This is a genomic window from Frateuria sp. sgz306004, assembly GCF_057750885.1.
In genome coordinates, this window is record NZ_JBYLFE010000004.1 from 496,841 (window position 1) to 511,673 (window position 14,833).

Consider the following 14,833-nt stretch of genomic DNA (forward strand, 5'->3'; position numbering starts at 1 on the left):
CTTGGCGCTACCGGCCCTGGTCGCCCCTACGGGCGTAATGGCTTATTTGCCGCCCTTCTTGGGGCGCACGTACAGCACCAGGCTGTGATCTTCGATGACGTAGCCGTGGCGGGCGGCGATTTCGTGCTGGAGACGCTCGATCTCCTCGCTCACGAACTCAATGACCTTTCCGCTGTCCACATCGATCATGTGGTCATGATGCTTGCCGCGGTCCAGCTCGTAGACGGCCTGGCCGCCCTCGAAATTGTGCTTGACGACGATACCGGCGGCCTCGAACTGGGTCAGCACGCGGTACACCGTGGCCAGGCCGATGTCTTCCTGGTCGGCCAGCAGGCGCTTGTAGATATCTTCGGCGGTGAGGTGGTGCGCCTCTTCATCCTCGAAGATCTGCAGGATACGCATACGGGGGTGGGTGACTTTCAGCCCGGCTTTGCGCAGTTCTTTGGTTTCCTGTTCCATATCAAGCTCCACGCACACGGCGCCACAAGGCCGTTAGTGTATCATCCGACACCTTTACGATCCGGACGCAACACGCATGCACAAGCTGATTCGCACGCTGGGTTTTGCCATGTTGGCCCTCTCGCTGGCCAGCTGCCGCCTCATCTATACCCCCGACGTGCAGCAGGGCAACCTGCTCGACAAGAAGAACGTGGATCAGCTGCAGCCCGGCATGACCAAGCGCCAGGTGCTGGTTCTCATGGGTTCGCCCTCGGTGAACTCGCCGTTCAATCAGAACGAGTGGAACTACGTGTCCACCCAGCAGCATCGCGGCGGCCCCATCAAGGTCCGCAGCCTCAAGCTCACCTTCAACAACGACGTGCTGGTGCGCACCGAGGGCGACTTCTTTGCCGAAGACGCCCAGCAGCTGGTCAAGGACACCAAGAAGTACCACGCCAGCTACCCGGTGGACGAAACCCAGGGTGACAAGAACACCAGCGGCACGCCCGAGAAGAAGGACGGCAGCGGCGACGAAGGCCACTAAGCCTTCGCCACTGGCCGGCGTCAGCCTTCGTGGGCGCGACGCCGGCGAGCTTCCTTGGGGTCCAGTGTAAGCGGCCGGTAGATTTCCACCCGGTCGCCCTCCGCCAACACCTGATCCGGCGTCGCCTTACGGGAAAAAATGCCCAGCCGCGACGGGTCGATGGTCAGCCCGGGCACGGCTTGCAGCACGCCCGAAGCCTCCACCGCCTGCATCACCGTGCTGCCCGCCGGCAACGACACACGGCGAACCACTTGCCCCGCGGGCTCGGCGTACACCACCTCCACCGTGATGGACTCAGCCATAGGCACGCTCCGCCTCGCGGCAGAAATCGTCCACCATGCGGCCCGCCAGCCCCTGGAAGCCCAGCTTGAGTGCCGTGCCGCCCAGCTTGCCGGCGTAATCGAAATCCAGCGCAAAACTGATCTTGCAGCCAGCGTCGCCCAGCGCGATGAACTCCCACAGCCCATCCAGGCTGCGGAACGGGCCATCCACCAGGCTCATGTGCAGGCGCTGCGGACGCACCGTGGTATTGCGGGTAGTAAAGCTCTGGCGGAACCCGGCGTACTTGAGATCCAGCCGGGCCACCAGCACATCATCGCTTCGCTCCAGAACTTGCGCGGCGACACACCAAGGGAAACGCTTTGGGTATGCTTCAACCTCATTGACGAGGTCGAACATCTGGGCCGGCGAATATCGCACCAGGGCGCTGCGGCGGATCTCGATCACTTCAGCCTCTTCTCAAAATCTCTGGGTAACGGCCCCGTTGGCCGAACCCTCATCAGGGCAAACAGCCCGAAGTTTAACGGACATGGCCAAGCCTAAGGACAAAGACAAACAAGCTGGCGGCACCATCGCGCTCAACAAGCGCGCGCGCCACGAGTACCACATCGACCAGCGCTTCGAGGCCGGCATCGAGCTGCAAGGCTGGGAGGTCAAATCGCTGCGCGCCGGGCGCATCAACTTTGGCGACAGCTACGCCATGGTGATTCGCAACGAAATCCAGCTGGTGGGCACATCCATCCCGCCGCTGATCAGCGCCTCCACCCATGTGATCGCCAACGACCGCCGCACGCGCAAGCTGCTGCTGCACCGAGAGGAGATCGACACCCTCATCGGCGCCGTCGAACGCAAGGGCTACACCCTCATCCCCATGGCCATGTACTGGAAAGGCAACAAGGTGAAGGTGGAAATTGGCCTGGCCAAGGGCAAGCAAGCCCACGACAAGCGCGAAACCGAAAAGGAACGCGACTGGCAGCGCGAGAAGCAGCGCACCATGCGCGCGCACAACCGCTGAGGTCACACCTCAGCGGCCTACCCTGCGCACGCCACCCTCGCTACGCACATGCCGCCGCGCCCGCAGCGGCCATCGGCACAAACAAGCCGGCCACGTGTTCGCCCCTCCCGTCACGCGAACGCGCCGCCTGCGCTTTGGGCCATCCTCCGGCACGAGGGCCTCGCCTGTGCCGTTGACGGCTATCCCGCGAACACGCCGCGCGCCGTCGATCGTCATCCCCGCGGTCGCATCGCCTGGGCCTCTGGCCGCCGTCCCGCAAACACACCACTGGCCCTTTTGGACCGCCATCGCCGCGAACGCACCGCTTGCGCCGTTGACGGCCACGCTCAAATACGCCGCGAACTCCTTTGATCGTCATCCCCGCGAACGCGGGGATCCAGCGACCTCCGCGCCCGACAACCTACCCATCAGCGGCCAGAAACACTCAGCCCAGCCCTCACCCGCCCTCACCCGCCGCCACCCGTTGCGCCGGTACCGCCTCGCGCACCGCCAGCGACAAGTTCATGGCATCCACCGAGGTGATAAAGCCGAAGCGCTCGTACAAGTCATGCGCCATGGCCGTTGCATGGAGGTTCACCGCATCCACGCCGTACTCGCGCGCCGACGCGCCCACCGCCGTGAGCAAGGCACTCGCCACGCCCTGCCGTCGATAGGCCGGCTTCACGTACATATTGAGCAAATACCAACCCACGCCCGATGGGAAGTAGGTCGAGGGCATATGCGGGTACGGGTTCACCGCCACGCAGCCGGCCACCCGCCCCTCCAACTCGGCCAGCCAGAACAACAGGCGGCCATCCAGCGCGGCCTCCTCGATCCAGCTGCGTAGCTGGTCGGCAAAGCCATCGGGCAGGGTATGCCCCAGCTCCTCCTCCAGAAACGCACAACGCAACTCGGTCATCACGCCCGCATCGGGCACACCCGCCTGACGTATCCGCACCATGGCTCATCCGTTCCGTTGGTGGACCGCGCACACCTTACCTTTGACGCGCGGCCTTGTAGAAAGGCCACCGGCCTCCATATACTGCCTGACCAGCTTCAGCTTTCCCCGGGGGTGTCCTGGCTTCGACGGGGGTAGTGAGATGGCTTGGTGCATGCCGAGGGGGCAGCTTTCCTCGTTAATCCAGCCGCAAACTTATAGTTGCCAACGACGACAACTACGCTCTGGCCGCTTAAGGCCTAGCCCCGAACCCACTTGTGCTCGTGCTCGTGGATGTAGGGTCATTATCACGAGATCGCCCAAAGCTGCCGCCTGTCGGTAAGGGTTAAATCAAGCAGGCTGGTCCTTCGATGCGCTTTGCACACTGTGCTGTCGCGGGACGAGATCTAACGGTGAGCTAAGCATGTAGTACCGGGCGTCAAACGCCTTCGGACGGCGGTTCGACTCCGCCCACCTCCACCAATACAGCGTCCAACGACGTACAACGAAGGCCGGAAACCCTAGCTATAGCAACGGTTCCGGCCTTTTTTGTGTCCAATAGCGTCCAACCGCATGCGTTGAAATCTGCCCCCAGACGGGGGCATGATCGGGGGCATGCCCCTTCTATCGCATAGGCGATGCCCCCATGCCCTTGAGTGATACGGCGATCCGCTCGGCAAAACCTGCCGACAAGCCACGGCGGCTTTTTGATGGTGGTGGCCTGTACCTCGAAGTTTCGCCTGCTGGGGGAAAACTCTGGCGCCTGAAGTATCGCCACGGGGGCAAAGAGAAACGACTAGCTCTGGGGTCGTATCCAGATACCGGGCTAAAAGACGCCCGCGACAAACGCGATGCAGCACGAAAGTTGCTGGCGGCAGGAATCGATCCCTCTGAGCAGCGCAAAGCTGCCAAAGCGGCTGGCGAGGAACGTGCCGCCAACAGCTTTGAAGTCGTAGCGCGCGAATGGCACGCAAAGCAATCAGCAACGTGGGTGGAGCTGCACGCCAGCCGGGTCATGCTGCGGTTGGAGAATGATGTATTTCCGTGGCTAGGGGACAGACCGATTGCGGACATAACCGCAAAAGAACTGCTGGCGACCGTCAACCGGATCGTCGACCGAGGTGCGGTCGAGTCCGCCCACCGCGTACTGCAAAATTGCGGACAAATATTGCGCTACGCCATCGCCACTGGCCGTGCGGAACGCAACCCAGTTGCGGACCTAAAGGGTGCCCTCCCCCCAGTCAAACAAACGCATCTCGCCGCCATCACAGAACCAGGCGCAATTGGTGGCCTGTTGCGCGCGATGGACGCATATCAGGGCTCGCTGGTGACGAAATGCGCGTTGCGACTGGCCCCCATGCTATTCGTACGCCCGGGCGAGTTGCGGCGAGCCGAATGGGCGGAATTTGATCTAGATGGCGGTCAATGGAACATTCCAGCCGAGAAGATGAAAATGCGAGAGCCTCATCTAGTCCCGCTGGCACCGCAAGCCGTTGCGATCCTGCGCGAGCTGCACGCACTGACTGGGCGTGGTCGCTTTGTCTTCCCCAGCGCGCGAAGTCCGCAACGCCCGATGAGCAACAACGCTGTCTTATCGGCCTTACGCCGCATGGGCTATGGAACCGATGAAATGAGTGGACACGGCTTCCGCGCAATGGCACGTACAGTGCTGGATGAGGTACTGCATTTTCGTCCCGACTACATCGAGCACCAGCTGGCACATGCGGTCAAGGACCCAAATGGCCGGGCATATAACCGCACCGCGCACCTTGCAGAACGCTGCAAGATGATGAACGCATGGGCGGATTATTTGGACACACTGAAGGCCGGAAGCAACGTGGTGGCAATCACGCGAAAGGCCAGATGAAAGCCGGAATTGCCATACTTAGGGCAATGATTCCAACACTTGGCACTTTTCCCGGTCGGTATGGCTACTCTTAAAGGTGCGAGGGCACACGCGTGGATAGCAAACCAAAATGGGTGCCGGATTGGGCTTGGGAGGAGTATTTAGCCTATGGCCAAATCGGCAAGCACTTGTTGCAGAGCGACCTTCTACGGCCCGCGAAAGCCCCCCCCTGGGGAAAGCGAGTGCGAGCAGGTTTCACGCCGAATAATTTTCGACAAAGACTGCTCAACTGTATGGAAAGCCATTAATCGCCGCAGGAGCAAGGACAAAGAGCCTTCCACTGATGGCGATTGCTTTTCATTGCTCAATGCGGCTGCCCTTGGGTTTCGGGGGGCGCCTGCACTGGTCGCCGTCTCGAGTAGTGAAAGAAAGAAACGCGGAGCAAAAATTGCAAAGCTATCCGCACAACTGCGTGATGCAATTTTTGCTCTCGATGAGGTCGGCGGAGTGCCCATGCAGATTAGGCAAGCGCTAACCACCCCTCTATCAAACGCACTCCAATCTGGCAGCAATGAAGACTTCGAAAAATATCTTCTTGACGATGCCAAGGCGAAGCTTGGAAAGCTTCCTGGTAGCGATAACTGCGACGCGCTGTTCCTAGGCGCAATCTCGTCGAAAGTTTTCCTTGGAAAGGAAGCAAACGTGTTGACGTCACTGGAGGAAGGGGCCAAAGCCTGGAGCAGGACGAAACCTGACGTATACAGGCCGGACTCTATCGGAGCAGGTAGGGAGTTCTTCGTGCATGTGATGACTAGGCACTTTCGAAGTAGGTACAACTTGCCCCTACGTGAGCAGGTCGCTGCCATCACCCGCTGCCTGTATGGTGGGGAAATTGACGCTTCCGTGGTAGCCAAACTAGCACCCTGAGAAGACGTCAACGCCGCATGTAGCCAAATCTCCGCTTCGGGAGGATTTCAGGCAATTCTTTGATCTTGCCGCCATCCCCAACATTGCGTCCTGTACACAAATGCACAGGAAGACACCGCAATGCATGCTCTGCCAGAAACCGGCTATCTCCGTCTTTCACAGATTGTCGGCAAGTCAGCAACGAACAGGCCTCGTTAAAAATGGCCGATTTTTGGATCTCGTTTGTGGCAGCTTCGTATGCACTTAGGCGGCTACCGCGTATCGATTCAAATGACTCTTGCTGAGTCGCCGCATGTTGCGACTGGGCGGGGCTGTCAGACGGAGCGGTATGGTGATAAAGCCAGAAGCCCAGTGCCACGAATACCAAAACAACAAAGCCTCCCGACAATTCCTTACTTGATCGCGCTTGCGAGGTGGCCCGCCGCTGTGTGGCGTGCATATTCGGTAGTTCACCGCTGATCCCCGACGATCCGTCGCTTCTCAGCGGACGCCCGCATCGAATACACGTAGGCGCAACATCACTGATGTCCGCACTACAGTCCGGGCATTTGATTAGTGCCACTGAAACTCCCCCGCGAATCTACCGGTCAACCCCGGTCGGCATACACCCTATGCACACTCGGCGCAATATACCTAAATCAGCCAGCATTCACCGGGGGCATTTTTGGGGGCATTTTGAACTGGCGCAGCTTTAAAAGCCTTGCTCCATAAGGATCTTGGCGGTCAATTAAATAGAGCCCACCCCAATAAAGCAAAAAGCCCGGCGAGCAATCGCCGGGCTTTTTGTTTGCGGGTGGGCCTTCGGTGCGCAATTCAGAGTCAATGTACTCCAAGGCTTTATATTGAGCGTTTGACCCGGCTAGTTGAGGCGAGATTCAACCAGCTCCTGAGAACACCGAGCCCTCCTATGGCGTACCAAACCAGCAGCCCAAGGGAGCCGAGCGCTAGCATCCTCAGTTGCTCCCAGAGCGCCGGCCAGCGCTCAGTCCGACCATTCAGTTCGTATGTGAACCCGCGCCGATTCTTTTTGAATGAAAGGCCACTCTCCAACGGGTAGAAACTGAATTGCTCGCCGAAAGGCACGAAGTCATCAGCACCAATTCCGGGGCGATCTATCGTGTAGTGCATGACACATCTATTGTTTCGCGGTTGCTCACAAACGAGGCGCGAACCATCGACCCGAAACTCGTCGGTCAGTACGAAAAATCGCACAATTCTAGTCCCAGGGATGCTAATCAAAAGCACGGACCCGGCGAGAATTATGGTTGTGAAGACAAATCGAATAGGGGAAAACATCGGCCCTCCTACCAAGGTGCACCCATCATCATCATGTTTATTCTGTTTGAGATGGCGGACATGATGTCGACCTTAACGTTTCCGCCCGGGCATACCTCTGTATTGGTTGCACCAGCGGTAGCAGAGATGCCAGGGCGCCCGACGCTAAGTGTGCCTCCGACGCCAAAGTGACTGGGGTTCAGCGGATCAATATATGCGTCAATGGACCCGCCCAGGCCATCAGCATTTCCACCAGCACTTGCGTTTAGGAAGGCGCCTACAAAATCCTCGTAACTCACCGGGTCGCCATGACCTGTCGATCCAAAATAAGAAGCGCTTATGCCTAAGCTTAGGTTCCCAAGCGTTGAGAAGCCGCCACCAAAGGTCTTGTACGTCCCATAGTTTCCATAGCTGTCAATATAGTAACCGACCCCGGGAGTGAGACCTGTCAAATTTGCTAGGACGCCGCTCACCCCGAAAGTGCCCACTGCCAACCCTTTAGGATCGACTCCGCTCAGTGGGTTGCCCAGCACATAGGCATATGTATTCACACCAGCCGCCTGCCCCAAGGGATCACTTTCTACATACCGCCCAAGGGCTGGACTGTAGTCACGAAACCCGTTGTTCCACAGCCCCGATTCTGCGTCGTAATACTGGCCGGGGAAGCCTAGATTGAGCGGCACCGTGTTGGTTACCGTCACCGTGCGATCAAATGCGAAGTTCTTCGCCCGCCATACCAACATGCCACCGCCGTCGGTGATGGCTTCGGGGCGCCCCACTTGATCATCGTGGATCGACTGGAATTGCCCCCCAGTGATACGCCCAATCAAGCGTCCATTGAGCCACACGTAGTCCGTCCAGGCGCCGGGGTTTTCTGCGAGAAGTGCTCCTGCTTCACTCGGCGCGAAGTACGTGCTCGTACCGCTCACCGTCTTGCGCAAGCGTTGATCAAAGCACCCTTCAACAGATTGCAACGCTTCATGGGCTCATCCCTCCAGTCGGTGGTGGAGGTTGGGAACTGATGCGCCAACTCCGGGTTCAATGGTTACGCCTTACTGAGGCGCTTTTATGTCGCAAGCCTATCCACGGTGAGGTAAGCCCCGCCGGGCGGCGCTGAGCCAAGCAGCCTGCTCGGCAAATGCGCTTGGCATCGCCGTTCCTCGCGGCCAGGGCGCCCGCCACTTGGCACGAGGCCACCCACACGCGCCGCTGCCCTAAGACGTTCGACGAAATCGCACGTGTCCATCGCGCAACTGGTAAGTCATCGCCCTGGCGATAGCGCAATGTCTCTCCAGCGGCGCCGCCCGGCGTCAGCCATCCACCCTCTGGAGCAACGATATGTCGTGCTCGAACCACAAGGTTGTGCTGAGTATGGGCGCAAGCCTTAGCCTGGTGCCTGCCAGCACCACGTCACTTCCCGACGCGCCGGACCACTTCGCCTTGCCACCAGGCACGGTATGACGCGCGCACGACCATGTCTCGATCACGCGCACATGACGGCTGCTGCATTGAACTACGCGATGAAAAGGGCCGTCGCCGCCCATTTGCTCCAGGGGCTTCACTCCATTTTTCACCCTTGCAGGGAGTCATAACCATGATTCGCTCGTTTCTCCTGGCGTGCCTGCTTGCAGGCTTCAGCGCCATCGCTGTGGCCGGCGTTCAACCCTTTCCTTCCTCCTTTCGCGTCCAGGATATTCAAACCGATGGCGCGACGATCCATGTTCGCGTGGGCGGCAAAGGCCCGGCCGTCGTGCTGCTGCATGGCTTTGGTGACACCGGCGACATGTGGGCGCCCCTAGCTGCCGACCTCGCGCGCAACCACACCGTCGTGGTGCCCGACCTGCGAGGCATGGGTTTGTCCTCCCACCCTGAAGACGGGTACGACAAGCGGACCCAAGCGGCGGATATTCGCAGCGTGCTTACCCAGCTACATATCGACCACGCGGCGGTGGTTGGGCATGACATTGGCACCATGGTGGCGTATGCCTATGCCACGCGCTACCCCGACAAAACGGATCGCTTGGTGGTCATGGATGCTCCCGTACCTGGCATTCCGCCGTGGGATCAAATCGTGCGCCTGCCCGCCCTTTGGCATTTCGATTTCGGCGGCCCCGATATGGAGCGCCTTGTCGCTGGCCGTGAGCGCATCTACCTCGATCGCTTCTGGAACGAGTTCGCTGGCGACCCCACCAAGGTGGACGAAGCCACTCGCCAACACTATGCCGAGCTCTATGCTCGTCCCGGCGCCATGCACGACGCATTCGCGCAGTTTCGCGCCATAAGGAAAGACGCCGAAGACAACAAAGCCGCCATGACAACCAAGCTCACCATGCCGGTACTCGCCATCGGCGGTGAGAAATCCTTCGGCGCCAACGAGGCTGTCGTCATGCGCAATGCCGCCACTAACGTGACGGAACTGGTGGTACCCAACGCCGGCCACTGGTTGATGGAGGAGGCCCCCAATATCACTATTCCTGCCATCCGTCGCTTCATCGACGGCAAGTCGCTGGAACCTGCCAAAGCCAAGTAGGCGGCATACCGACAAAGGTTGGGCCTCGCATCGATACCTGATGGTTCCGTTGCCTCAGCGACTGAACCACCGCGCATACCGCCATTTGATGGGGCGCGATGCGACGATGGGTCACGTAGGACGTACTACGAGCCCCATGGCCGCGGCACCGTGGCTCACCTGCCCCACCCTCACCCGCAAAACAAAACGCCCGGCGAGACATCGCTGGGCGTTTTGCTGTGAGCGGCATGCGTTATCCGAAGGCGCTCGCGCTGGGGATGCTCACACCTTGATGGTCATCCCAGCGAACCCCCAAAAGGGTGCGAGAGCAGGATGTGCTTTTAGACAGCCTAAGGCCTGCTTACCGGCTGTCTGTGAATCGTTGAGCGTCAAGTCGCTGGATGACCGGCCCGTCGGCTGTTGAGAAACGCTTCCTGCCTGCGCAGGAATGACGAGCACCATGCAGCTTATCGAACCTTCCCTAGCGCCCCGATCACGCCGTGCGTTTTCGTGGACGCGTGGCGGCCAATGTTTTGGGCTTGGGGGACGGAGTGCAGGCTTTGCCTGTGGCGCAGCAGCAGTTTTCGGTAAGGAACCCCACCAGATCGTTCATCACCTCAAGAACGGGCGAGTAGTAGATGAACCTGCCGTCTTGCCGGCTGGTGATCAGGTCAGCGTGCACCAACTCTTTCAAGTGGAAAGACAACGTGGCGTTGGCCAACCCCAATCGCTCGGCAATGGCGCTTGCGGCCAAACCATCGGGGGCGTGTTCAACCAGCAGGCGATACACAGCCAAACGCGACTCTTGGGCGAGCGCGGAGAGAACGGTAATGGCCTGTTTGGTCTGCATGGAAGAAATGAGTACGTCGCTTGGTCCCGCGCAGTGTAAAGGAATGCCCGGAGATACGTGGGTCAGGCCTATTCAAAGGGGCATGCTTGGGGGCGCTACGGCCTGCCCGATCGCTGCCAACTGGCTGGTGATGGCCAGGCGGTCGAGTGCCTCCATGCGAAGATTCATCAGCAGGCTTATGCGTTGTTGGAGCAGATTGCGCGCGAGCACAAAGGCCTTGTACGTCACCTCCGGCTCCCCCGTGACCTTGGCCGGGTCAGGAATGTTCCAGTGTGCCGTGATAGGGGCGCCGGGCCATGCCGGACATACTTCGCCGGCAACCTGGTCGCACACGGTAATGACGAAATCCATGACCGGAGCGCCCGGGCGAGTGAACTCCTCCCAACCCTTGCTGCGTAGCGACTCCGTGGGCAGATCAACTGCGCGAAGCACATCCCGTGTCTGCGGATAAACGAAGCCCTTGGGCTGGCTTCCCGCGCTGTAGCCGTGGAACCGGCCCTGCCCAACATGGTTCGTAATCGCCTCGGCCAGCAGACTTCGCGCCGAATTGCCCGTGCATACGAACAGAACGTTGTAGTGACCTTGCATGGCGCCTCCGATCAGGCTGTACGGGTTTCGTACCAGTGCTTGCTCACGGTAACGATGCGAACCACCGACAACATCACCGGTACTTCAATCAGAACGCCGACCACCGTGGCCAAGGCGGCCCCCGAGTGCACGCCAAACAAACCCACAGCCGTCGCCACGGCCAGCTCAAAGAAATTGCTGGCGCCGATAAGCGCCGAAGGCGCGGCAACGCAATGCGGCACGCCGAGCCTGCGATTCAGCACGTAGGCCAGGCCCGCATTGAAATACACCTGGATCAGAATCGGCACGGCGAGCATCGCGATAATCAGTGGCTGAGCCAGAATCTGCTGCCCCTGAAAACCAAACAGCAACACCAGCGTAAGCAAAAGCGCGCCCAGCGAAATCGGCCCCAACTGACCCAGCAGGCGTTGCAGCGCCGCCTGGCCGCCGCGCGCCAGCACCCAACGCCGCAGCACAACGCTGATCAACACCGGCACCACGATATAGAGCACCACCGACAGCATCAGCGTGTTCCACGGCACCGTGATCGCCGATATGCCCAGCAGCAACCCCACAATCGGGGCAAACGCCACCACCATGATGGCGTCGTTCACGGCCACCTGGCTGAGGGTAAACGTCGGTTCGCCACCGCACAGGTTGCTCCACACAAACACCATGGCCGTGCATGGCGCCGCAGCGAGCAGAATCAGGCCCGCCACGTAAGAGTCGAGTTGATCGGCCGGCAGCCAGGCCGCGAACACGTGGCGAATAAAGAGCCAACCAAGCAAGGCCATGGAGAAAGGCTTCACTGCCCAGTTGATGAACAGCGTAACGCCGATGCCCTTCCATTGCTTTCGCACGCCCGCCATCGCGCCAAAGTCGATCTTGAGCAGCATGGGAATAATCATCAGCCAGATCAGGCCTGCCACCGGCAGGTTGACCTTGGCGACCTCCATGTGGCCCAGCGCCTCGAACGTGCCCGGCATCGCGTGACCAAGCAACGTACCGGCCACGATGCACAGCGCCACCCACAAGGTGAGGTAGCGCTCAAAAAAGCCGATGCGGGCCGCCTGCGCGGGTGCTGCGGCATCGGCCGTGGTCGCGTCGTTCATGCGGCATCCTCGTTGTCGTCTTCACCCGTGAGCGCACCGATGCCATCAAGCGCCTGCTGCAACTCGCTGGGGCTCATCGACTCCACCGGCAGATTCAACAGCGCCATCAAGCGATAGGTAATGAGCATGTGGGCCTTGCGAAAGGCCTCATGGATGGCGGCGGGGTCGCCTTTCACCGCGGCGGGGTCCGGCAGGCCCCAGTGCGACCGCACGAAGTCACCAAACAGCACCGGACAGGGCTCACTAGCGGCGCTATCGCACACCGTAATCACGATATCCAGCGGCGGCGCGCCATCGCCCACGAAACGATCCCACGACTTGCTGCTCAGCCCATCGATAGGCATGCCCGCTATCGCCAACTCTTCCAGAGCATAAGGGTTCACCTGCCCGGTCGGCTTGCTGCCGGCACTGTAGGCCTCGAACCGCCCCTTACCCAGGTAGTTGAGCGTGGCTTCGGAAAGAATGCTGCGGGCCGAATTGCCCGTGCAGATAAAAAGAACGCGACAAGGATGCATGGCGCCGTGTATCCGGGTTGACTGCGATGGTTGTAATTCTATATTTCCATAATGATAGAATCATTACATCTACGCAACCGGCTTGAAAACCCGCCATGACGCTGCATGACCTACCCCATATCACGGCCGACGTGCTCGACAAGCCCAGCCTGCAAAAGCTTGCGTTGCCCGAGGGTTCCAGCCATGCGCCGCGAATACTCATTCTGTACGGCTCGCTGCGGCCGCAATCCTTCAGCCGCAAGCTGGCCCTGGAGGCCGAGCGGATACTCCAGCAGTTCGGCGCGGAAACACGCGTGTTCGACCCGCACGACTTGCCCATGCTCGATAGCGTGCCCGCAAGCCACCCCAAGGTGCGGGAGTTGCGCCAACTGTCGCTATGGTCGGAAGGCCAAGTGTGGGTGAGCCCCGAACGTCACGGCGCCGTCACCGGTGTGTTCAAAAACCAAATCGATTGGCTGCCCCTGGAAGAAGGCAGTGTGCGGCCAACACAAGGGCGCACGCTGGCGGTTATGCAGGTTTGTGGCGGCTCCCAGTCGTTCAATGTCGTCAACGCGCTGCGCGTGCTTGGGCGCTGGATGCGCATGGTGACCATCCCCAATCAATCGTCCGTTGCCAAGGCATGGCAAGAGTTCGACGACAACGGCCGCATGAAACCTTCGCCCTTCTACGATCGCGTTGTCGACGTGATGGAAGAGCTATTCAAGTTCACCTTGATGGTGCGCGACCGCAGCGATTATCTGGTCGACCGCTACAGCGAACGCAAAGGCGCCGCCGAGGCGCGCGCACTGGCGGCCGCCGCGCGGGTAGTGGAAGCTGCTCAAGAGGCAGCGCCTGTCGCCCAAAGCAACGCGCAGGCGCCGGCAACCACCCGTAGCTGCTGCGCCAGCGGAGCGTGCTGAGTATGAAGGTAACGATCTACCACAACCCCGAGTGCGGCACCTCGCGCAACACGCTGGCGTTGATACGCCACGCCGGTATCGAACCAACGGTTATCGAGTACCTGAAAACGCCGCCGACGCGAGAAGAGTTGATCACGCTGATCGACGAAGCCATGCTCCGCCCGCGTGAAGCCCTGCGCGAAAAGGGAACACCATTCTCCGAACTCGGCCTCGGCAACCCCGGCGTTACCGATCAAGTCATCATCGACGCCATGCTCGCCCACCCCATACTCATCAATCGCCCCTTTGTGGTGACGCCCATGGGTACGCGACTGTGCCGACCGTCTGAAGTGGTGCTGGATATTCTTCCCCTGGTGACGACGCCGTTCGTCAAAGAGGATGGTGAGGTTGTGATTGATGGTGCGGGCAAGCGGGTTTGCCTTCGCTAAAGATTGAAGCGCCCGAACCCAATGGACATTCTGAATCGCCCCGTGTTTCGTGGAGGCTGTTTGGTTTAAGTCAGGCCACCACTGCTGTGGCTTGATTGGTGAGTTGCCGGTAGTAGTTTGCCTCGGCCTCAGCCGGCGGGATATAGCCGATGGGTTCGAGCAGGCGGTGGTGATTGAACCAGGACACCCATTCGAGGGTAGCCAGTTCCACCGCTTCCCTGGTCTTCCATGGCGCACGACGATGAATCAATTCGGCCTTGTAGAGTCCGTTGATGGTCTCGGCTAGGGCATTGTCATAGCTGTCGCCCTTGCTGCCCACGGATGGCTCGATGCCAGCCTCGGCCAGGCGTTCGCTGTATCGAATACTGACGTATTGCGAGCCCCTGTCCGAATGATGGATCAGTCTGCTGTCGCGCTCGGGCTGACGCGCGTAGAGCGCTTGTTCCAGAGCATCCAGCACGAAGTCGGTTCGCATCGACGCGCTGACCCGCCAGCCTACGATCCGGCGGGCGAACACATCGATGACGAAGGCCACGTAAAGCCAGCCCTGCCAGGTCGATACATAGGTGAAATCCGTGACCCAGAGCTGGTTCGGGCGCTCGGCCCGGAACTGTCGATTGACCTTGTCCAGCGGACACGGTGCCTTGCTGTCGCTGATCGTCGTACGTATGACCTTGCCGCGCATCACGCCGCGCAAGCCAAGCCGGCGCATC

General features: G+C 60.1%; 17 protein-coding genes and 1 other RNA gene. 8 read left to right on the top strand and 10 right to left on the bottom strand.

Annotated elements, in window-relative coordinates; genetic code table 11:
* Positions 1–42: 42 nt before the first annotated feature.
* Entirely contained in the window at positions 43–459 is a 417-nt protein-coding gene (gene fur, locus AC3G2C_RS11310; protein ID WP_488384703.1) for a ferric iron uptake transcriptional regulator, read from the bottom strand.
* Positions 460–535: 76 nt separating this feature from the next.
* Between fur and AC3G2C_RS11315 the strand changes: the two genes are divergently transcribed.
* Entirely contained in the window at positions 536–982 is a 447-nt protein-coding gene (locus AC3G2C_RS11315) for an outer membrane protein assembly factor BamE (protein ID WP_488384704.1), read from the top strand.
* Between the two features lie 20 nt (positions 983–1,002).
* On the opposite strand, the gene AC3G2C_RS11320 is transcribed toward AC3G2C_RS11315, so the two are convergent.
* Positions 1,003–1,284, bottom strand: a complete 282-nt coding sequence (locus AC3G2C_RS11320; protein WP_488384705.1) for an RnfH family protein — start codon at positions 1,282–1,284, stop codon at positions 1,003–1,005.
* Positions 1,277–1,708, bottom strand: a complete 432-nt coding sequence (locus tag AC3G2C_RS11325) for a type II toxin-antitoxin system RatA family toxin (protein ID WP_488384706.1) — start codon at positions 1,706–1,708, stop codon at positions 1,277–1,279. The genes AC3G2C_RS11320 and AC3G2C_RS11325 overlap by 8 nt, the downstream gene beginning before the upstream one ends.
* An 82-nt stretch (positions 1,709–1,790) precedes the next feature.
* On the opposite strand from AC3G2C_RS11325, the gene smpB reads away from it, so the two are divergent.
* Complete coding sequence (smpB, locus tag AC3G2C_RS11330) at positions 1,791–2,276, top strand: SsrA-binding protein SmpB (protein WP_488384707.1); 486 nt, start codon at positions 1,791–1,793, stop codon at positions 2,274–2,276.
* 436 nt (positions 2,277–2,712) lie between these two features.
* On the opposite strand, the gene AC3G2C_RS11335 is transcribed toward smpB, so the two are convergent.
* Positions 2,713–3,216: a GNAT family N-acetyltransferase gene (locus AC3G2C_RS11335; RefSeq protein WP_488384708.1), complete on the bottom strand. Its 504-nt coding sequence runs from the start codon at positions 3,214–3,216 to the stop codon at positions 2,713–2,715.
* 107 nt (positions 3,217–3,323) lie between these two features.
* On the opposite strand from AC3G2C_RS11335, the gene ssrA reads away from it, so the two are divergent.
* The 3 genes from ssrA (at position 3,324) to AC3G2C_RS11350 (ending at position 5,965) form a co-directional block, all read left to right on the top strand.
* Positions 3,324–3,675, top strand: a transfer-messenger RNA (tmRNA) gene (gene ssrA / locus AC3G2C_RS11340).
* A 163-nt stretch (positions 3,676–3,838) separates the two neighbouring features.
* Positions 3,839–5,059 (top strand): tyrosine-type recombinase/integrase, encoded by a 1,221-nt coding sequence (locus tag AC3G2C_RS11345; RefSeq protein WP_488384709.1) that lies wholly within the window; start codon positions 3,839–3,841, stop codon positions 5,057–5,059.
* Positions 5,060–5,206: 147 nt separating this feature from the next.
* Positions 5,207–5,965, top strand: coding sequence for a hypothetical protein (locus AC3G2C_RS11350; RefSeq protein WP_488384710.1), 759 nt, complete (start codon positions 5,207–5,209; stop codon positions 5,963–5,965).
* Between the two features lie 1,304 nt (positions 5,966–7,269).
* Here AC3G2C_RS11350 and AC3G2C_RS11355 read toward each other — a convergent pair.
* A complete protein-coding gene (locus tag AC3G2C_RS11355; protein ID WP_488384711.1) occupies positions 7,270–8,181 on the bottom strand; it encodes an RHS repeat-associated core domain-containing protein in 912 nt (303 codons plus the stop codon).
* Between the two features lie 653 nt (positions 8,182–8,834).
* Between AC3G2C_RS11355 and AC3G2C_RS11360 the strand changes: the two genes are divergently transcribed.
* Positions 8,835–9,770, top strand: coding sequence for an alpha/beta fold hydrolase (locus AC3G2C_RS11360; protein ID WP_488384712.1), 936 nt, complete (start codon positions 8,835–8,837; stop codon positions 9,768–9,770).
* A gap of 472 nt (positions 9,771–10,242) precedes the next feature.
* Here the strand turns inward: AC3G2C_RS11360 and AC3G2C_RS11365 are convergent, their stop codons facing one another.
* The 4 genes from AC3G2C_RS11365 to AC3G2C_RS11380 all read right to left on the bottom strand — a co-directional run bounded on the left by AC3G2C_RS11365 (position 10,243) and on the right by AC3G2C_RS11380 (position 12,793).
* Positions 10,243–10,599 carry an ArsR/SmtB family transcription factor gene (locus tag AC3G2C_RS11365; RefSeq protein WP_488384713.1) on the bottom strand — a complete coding sequence of 119 codons (357 nt, stop codon included), beginning with the start codon at positions 10,597–10,599 and terminating at the stop codon, positions 10,243–10,245.
* Positions 10,600–10,671: 72 nt separating this feature from the next.
* Positions 10,672–11,187 (bottom strand): arsenate reductase ArsC, encoded by a 516-nt coding sequence (locus tag AC3G2C_RS11370; protein ID WP_488384714.1) that lies wholly within the window; start codon positions 11,185–11,187, stop codon positions 10,672–10,674.
* An 11-nt stretch (positions 11,188–11,198) separates the two neighbouring features.
* Entirely contained in the window at positions 11,199–12,278 is a 1,080-nt protein-coding gene (gene arsB / locus AC3G2C_RS11375; RefSeq protein ID WP_488384715.1) for an ACR3 family arsenite efflux transporter, read from the bottom strand.
* On the bottom strand, positions 12,275–12,793 hold the full coding sequence (locus AC3G2C_RS11380; protein WP_488384716.1) for an arsenate reductase ArsC: 519 nt from the start codon (positions 12,791–12,793) through the stop codon (positions 12,275–12,277). The genes arsB and AC3G2C_RS11380 overlap by 4 nt, the downstream gene beginning before the upstream one ends.
* Positions 12,794–12,888: 95 nt before the next feature.
* Here AC3G2C_RS11380 and arsH point away from each other — a divergent pair, with 95 nt between their 5' ends.
* Positions 12,889–13,692: an arsenical resistance protein ArsH gene (gene arsH, locus AC3G2C_RS11385; protein WP_488384717.1), complete on the top strand. Its 804-nt coding sequence runs from the start codon at positions 12,889–12,891 to the stop codon at positions 13,690–13,692.
* 2 nt (positions 13,693–13,694) lie between these two features.
* Positions 13,695–14,120: an arsenate reductase (glutaredoxin) gene (gene arsC, locus AC3G2C_RS11390; RefSeq protein ID WP_488384718.1), complete on the top strand. Its 426-nt coding sequence runs from the start codon at positions 13,695–13,697 to the stop codon at positions 14,118–14,120.
* A gap of 70 nt (positions 14,121–14,190) precedes the next feature.
* On the opposite strand, the gene AC3G2C_RS11395 is transcribed toward arsC, so the two are convergent.
* A partial coding sequence (locus tag AC3G2C_RS11395; RefSeq protein ID WP_488384719.1) for an IS3 family transposase occupies positions 14,191–14,833 on the bottom strand: 643 nt, incomplete at its 5' end.

Bases quoted from the DNA above. Each gene is read 5' to 3' on its own strand.
- fur (WP_488384703.1), bottom strand. From the start codon at position 459: ATGGAACAGGAAACCAAAGAACTGCGCAAAGCCGGGCTGAAAGTCACC.
- AC3G2C_RS11315 (WP_488384704.1), top strand. From the start codon at position 536: ATGCACAAGCTGATTCGCACGCTGGGTTTTGCCATGTTGGCCCTCTCG.
- AC3G2C_RS11320 (WP_488384705.1), bottom strand. From the start codon at position 1,284: ATGGCTGAGTCCATCACGGTGGAGGTGGTGTACGCCGAGCCCGCGGGG.
- smpB (WP_488384707.1), top strand. From the start codon at position 1,791: ATGGCCAAGCCTAAGGACAAAGACAAACAAGCTGGCGGCACCATCGCG.
- AC3G2C_RS11335 (WP_488384708.1), bottom strand. From the start codon at position 3,216: ATGGTGCGGATACGTCAGGCGGGTGTGCCCGATGCGGGCGTGATGACC.
- AC3G2C_RS11345 (WP_488384709.1), top strand. From the start codon at position 3,839: ATGCCCTTGAGTGATACGGCGATCCGCTCGGCAAAACCTGCCGACAAG.
- AC3G2C_RS11350 (WP_488384710.1), top strand. From the start codon at position 5,207: ATGGCCAAATCGGCAAGCACTTGTTGCAGAGCGACCTTCTACGGCCCG.
- AC3G2C_RS11360 (WP_488384712.1), top strand. From the start codon at position 8,835: ATGATTCGCTCGTTTCTCCTGGCGTGCCTGCTTGCAGGCTTCAGCGCC.
- AC3G2C_RS11365 (WP_488384713.1), bottom strand. From the start codon at position 10,599: ATGCAGACCAAACAGGCCATTACCGTTCTCTCCGCGCTCGCCCAAGAG.
- AC3G2C_RS11370 (WP_488384714.1), bottom strand. From the start codon at position 11,187: ATGCAAGGTCACTACAACGTTCTGTTCGTATGCACGGGCAATTCGGCG.
- arsB (WP_488384715.1), bottom strand. From the start codon at position 12,278: ATGAACGACGCGACCACGGCCGATGCCGCAGCACCCGCGCAGGCGGCC.
- AC3G2C_RS11380 (WP_488384716.1), bottom strand. From the start codon at position 12,793: ATGCATCCTTGTCGCGTTCTTTTTATCTGCACGGGCAATTCGGCCCGC.
- arsH (WP_488384717.1), top strand. From the start codon at position 12,889: ATGACGCTGCATGACCTACCCCATATCACGGCCGACGTGCTCGACAAG.
- arsC (WP_488384718.1), top strand. From the start codon at position 13,695: ATGAAGGTAACGATCTACCACAACCCCGAGTGCGGCACCTCGCGCAAC.